Genomic DNA, 3,668 nt, shown 5'->3' on the forward strand with positions numbered 1-3,668 from the left:
TATTAGGTCACGGCGACGATAAAGGAGAAGCTATCGACTTTTCAATACAGCGCCTCGTAGATCAATTATTGAACTTGTATGAAAAAGAGGGAATTAAAAAGGCTCATATTTGTGCTCTAAGCTATGGCTGTTATATCTCTACGACATTTGCACAAATGCATCCAGAAAAAGTATTGAGTATTTGTCATATTGGTGGACATTATAATAACCCTTCCCGTTTATATAATGTTTTTCAGAATTTTTGGGAAAAACGTGGTGATGAATATTCATCTTGGCTTTCTCAGTATGCTAGTACTATTTTTCCAAGTGGAATACTAAGGGCAAATCCGTTCGCTGTTATTTCACGAAATATTTATTACCGTTTCGGATTACAATTACACTCGTCCATTATTGCTGAGTCATTACGACACCGCTTAGAATTCGACTTAAAATCTAAATTAAAAGCACTTCCCCATCCTATATTATGGGTGATGGGAGAACATGATCATCTCTATAAATCTTGTCTCTTTGATTTGAAGTCCATTCTTCCGAACGTTTTATATAAAGAAATTCCATTAGCAGGTCATGCAGCAAACTTATTCCGTCCAAACTATTTTCATGATTTATATGCTAAGTTTTTGCATGGAAAATTGACATAAAGTGAAACTTTAATCAGCGGGGATTTGTCCATCCCCCGCTGATTATTATCCCGCAAATAGCAGGATAAATACTACTATACTGTTAGTTTATCCAACTATGAAAAAGGCTTCCCAAGTTTCCCTGGAAAGCCTTTTCTCTATACGAAAAGTATATAAAATACTTTTTCTTAGTATGCTTTTGTGTAACCTAATAGGTGCTTACTCCAGTAAGAGTTGCTTACAGAGCTAATGCGTACGCCAGTTGCGTCAGTTTCTGCACTGATGAACTGTCCATTACCTAAGTAAACGCCCATGTGAGAAGGACCTGATTTATAAGTATTTTGGAAGTATACTAAATCACCTGGTTGTGGACTGTTAGTCTTTGTTTTAGAGCTCCAGTATCCAGCAACTGTTTGACGAGCGCCTTTATGACCAGTTTGATTTAATACGTAGTGAATGAATCCACTGCAGTCAAAACCAGCAGGTGTTGTACCAGCAGTTCTGTATGGTGAACCATTTAAAGATCTAGCGAATCCAGCGATTGAAGATGTATCTCCACCTGTTGGTGCTGTTGGTTTTTGTACTTGGTTCGTACCTTGGTTCGTACCTTGGTTCGTACCTTGGTTACCACCAGTAACTACATTGTTCACTCCGCCTTTTACAAACTTAACAAAGTCTGCACTTACGTAACCAGTGCGGCCATTATGGTTAATTTTATACCAACCATTTTCAGCGCCAGTAACGTTTAATACTGTACCATTTGTTACCCCACCAATTACAGGGTTATATGTAGCTGGACCTGTACGTACTTTTAAAGCACCTGTGTTAACAACATAAGATCCACCAGTTTGAACTGTAGTAGTATTGTTGTTGTTTGTAGTTGGTTGCTGAGTTTCGTTAGATACAGCTGAACCACCTTTTGTTACGAAGTCTTTACTTACGTATCCAGTTCCACCATTGAAGTTAATTTTAAACCAATCTTGAACTTCACCTACAACWTGAACTGTTTTTCCTTTATTTACAGAACCTAAAACAGTATGAGATGCACTTGGGCCTGTACGTACGTTTAATGAAGAAACGTTTACTGTGTAAGTACCTGTTCCTTGCTGAACAGTAGTAGTAGTTCCTTTGTTGCCACCAGTTGTTACGAAGTCCCCACTTACATAACCTGTTTGACCGTTTACACTAACTTTGAACCAACCGTTTTCTTGTCCAATTACTTGAAGTACTTGACCTGATTTCACTTTAGAAATAACGTTATGTCCTGTACCAGCACCTGAACGTACATTTAATACATCAGCTGTTACTGTGTATTTTAATTCAGAAGTTGTTTCTACCGTTTTTGTTTCAGTTACAGTCGTTTGAGTTTGAGTTTGTCCATTAATTTCTTTTAGCGCATCATTTGAAACTTGTGCATGAGCAGAATCCATTCCAGGAACTGCTACACCTACTACAGATGCTGCTGCTAAACCTGCGATTACTTTTTTCATAAGTTGTCTTTACTTCCTTTCCCTACTATCCTCTTGAGAAAACTATAAACTTAGTACTTTACAATATTATCAAAGTAAAATATTCATCCAGTTCCATTTTTTAGCAAGAGTTTTATTTTTCACACATCATTTATTTTAAACGATTGAAGTGAATTTAGTGTGAACTTCATGTGAACTTTATCATTAAACAGTGTGTTTTTGCAATGCTTTTTTCAAATTTCTTATGTATTTCATTGAAAATTCGACATTCCATTCATTATCTTAATATATATTTTTCTTTTGCTATCCACTTTAAAAAACTCTATTAATCTAATACAATGCAAAGAATGTATTTTCTAGTAAAGTCCCTTCCATGAAGCATACTCTTATCATGACAAAAAAATGCTTTTTTTATCAATAGTATAATATTTTCAGAAAACTATTTTTGATATTATCCATCGTTTTTAAAAGATTTGACGATTTGTAAGATTTAACTCCAAAAATTCTGTTCTAATTTGACGAAAATACACATTCCACTATCTATTTTTCACTATCYATGGAATTTYCAGGATATTTRTATTATCATATATAAAGTAGGATTTTAATCCATAYAAATTTTATTCACCCCACACTGAAACCAATCKAACTTTTACAGGTCGGTCATTGAATTTTGATATGGAAGCCTTACTGCCCGCAAATAGTGAGATAAAAAAAGGAGATATATTTATGAAAAACATAATAGATGATCCTATAAATAAAAATATAGAACTGTACTATGCTTTTTTTCAATTCGTTTCAATTATAACATTACAAAAAGTATCAACTATTGAAACACGTAAAAACAAATTAAAAAATCAGATGAAAAATTCCTACAAAAAAATCCTTACTACTTATAAAAGGTGAACAGATTATATCTCTGTTCACCTTTTATTTTTTATTTTATTTGTAAATTTTCACACGAGTTTCTAATGGCTGATATTCTTTATCTCCTGCCGAAACTACCGGTTTACCAAATGGTATTTGCGCAGTTAACTTCCAGTTTTCAGGTACATCCCATTCTTTTTTTACTTCCTCATCAATCAACGGATTATAATGCTGCAATGTAGCACCAAAACCTTCAATCTCTAATGCTGTCCAAATGGCAAATTGCAACATTCCAGAAGATTGCTGAGACCATGTAGGAAAATTATCTTTATATAGTGCAAAGTTCTCTTGCAAACTTTCTACTACTTTACTATCTTCGAAATACAAAACTGTTCCATAGCCACTTTTAAATGCATTCATTTTCTCTTCAGTAGGTGCAAAATTATTTTCAGGCACAATTTTTCGTAACATTCCATAATTTGTCGTGTTGTTCACCTAGTAATACAACAACTCTTGCACTTTGAGAATTAAAAGCCGAAGGTGTATGTTTCACAGCATGATAAATCACTTCTTGAATTCTTTCATCAGAAACTACTTGCTCTTTACTAATCGCGTAAATAGATCTTCTGTCTTCAATTGCTGAGTAAAAATCTTTTGCCATTACAATTCCCTCCAATTTTCATTTGAGGCAGTATCATATGTACGAAGCATATAATGC

The 3,668-nt window shown here is 34.2% G+C and carries 2 protein-coding genes and 2 pseudogenes; 2 read left to right on the forward strand and 2 right to left on the reverse strand.

What is annotated here, in order from left to right:
• Positions 1-638: alpha/beta fold hydrolase (locus AC1DJR_RS21495; protein ID WP_477003460.1), on the forward strand; the 638-nt coding region annotated here is incomplete at its 5' end.
• Positions 639-805: 167 nt separating this feature from the next.
• Here AC1DJR_RS21495 and entFM read toward each other — a convergent pair.
• Positions 806-2,107: an enterotoxin EntFM gene (gene entFM, locus AC1DJR_RS21500; protein WP_477003461.1), complete on the reverse strand. Its 1,302-nt coding sequence runs from the start codon at positions 2,105-2,107 to the stop codon at positions 806-808.
• A gap of 705 nt (positions 2,108-2,812) precedes the next feature.
• Between entFM and AC1DJR_RS21505 the strand changes: the two are divergent.
• A pseudogene (locus AC1DJR_RS21505) lies at positions 2,813-2,982 on the forward strand (DNA mismatch repair protein MutT).
• 43 nt (positions 2,983-3,025) lie between these two features.
• Here AC1DJR_RS21505 and AC1DJR_RS21510 read toward each other — a convergent pair.
• A pseudogene (locus AC1DJR_RS21510) lies at positions 3,026-3,611 on the reverse strand (nitroreductase family protein).
• Between the last annotated feature and the right edge of the window lie 57 nt (positions 3,612-3,668).

It is taken from the genome of Bacillus sp. 05T31, from assembly GCF_056396725.1.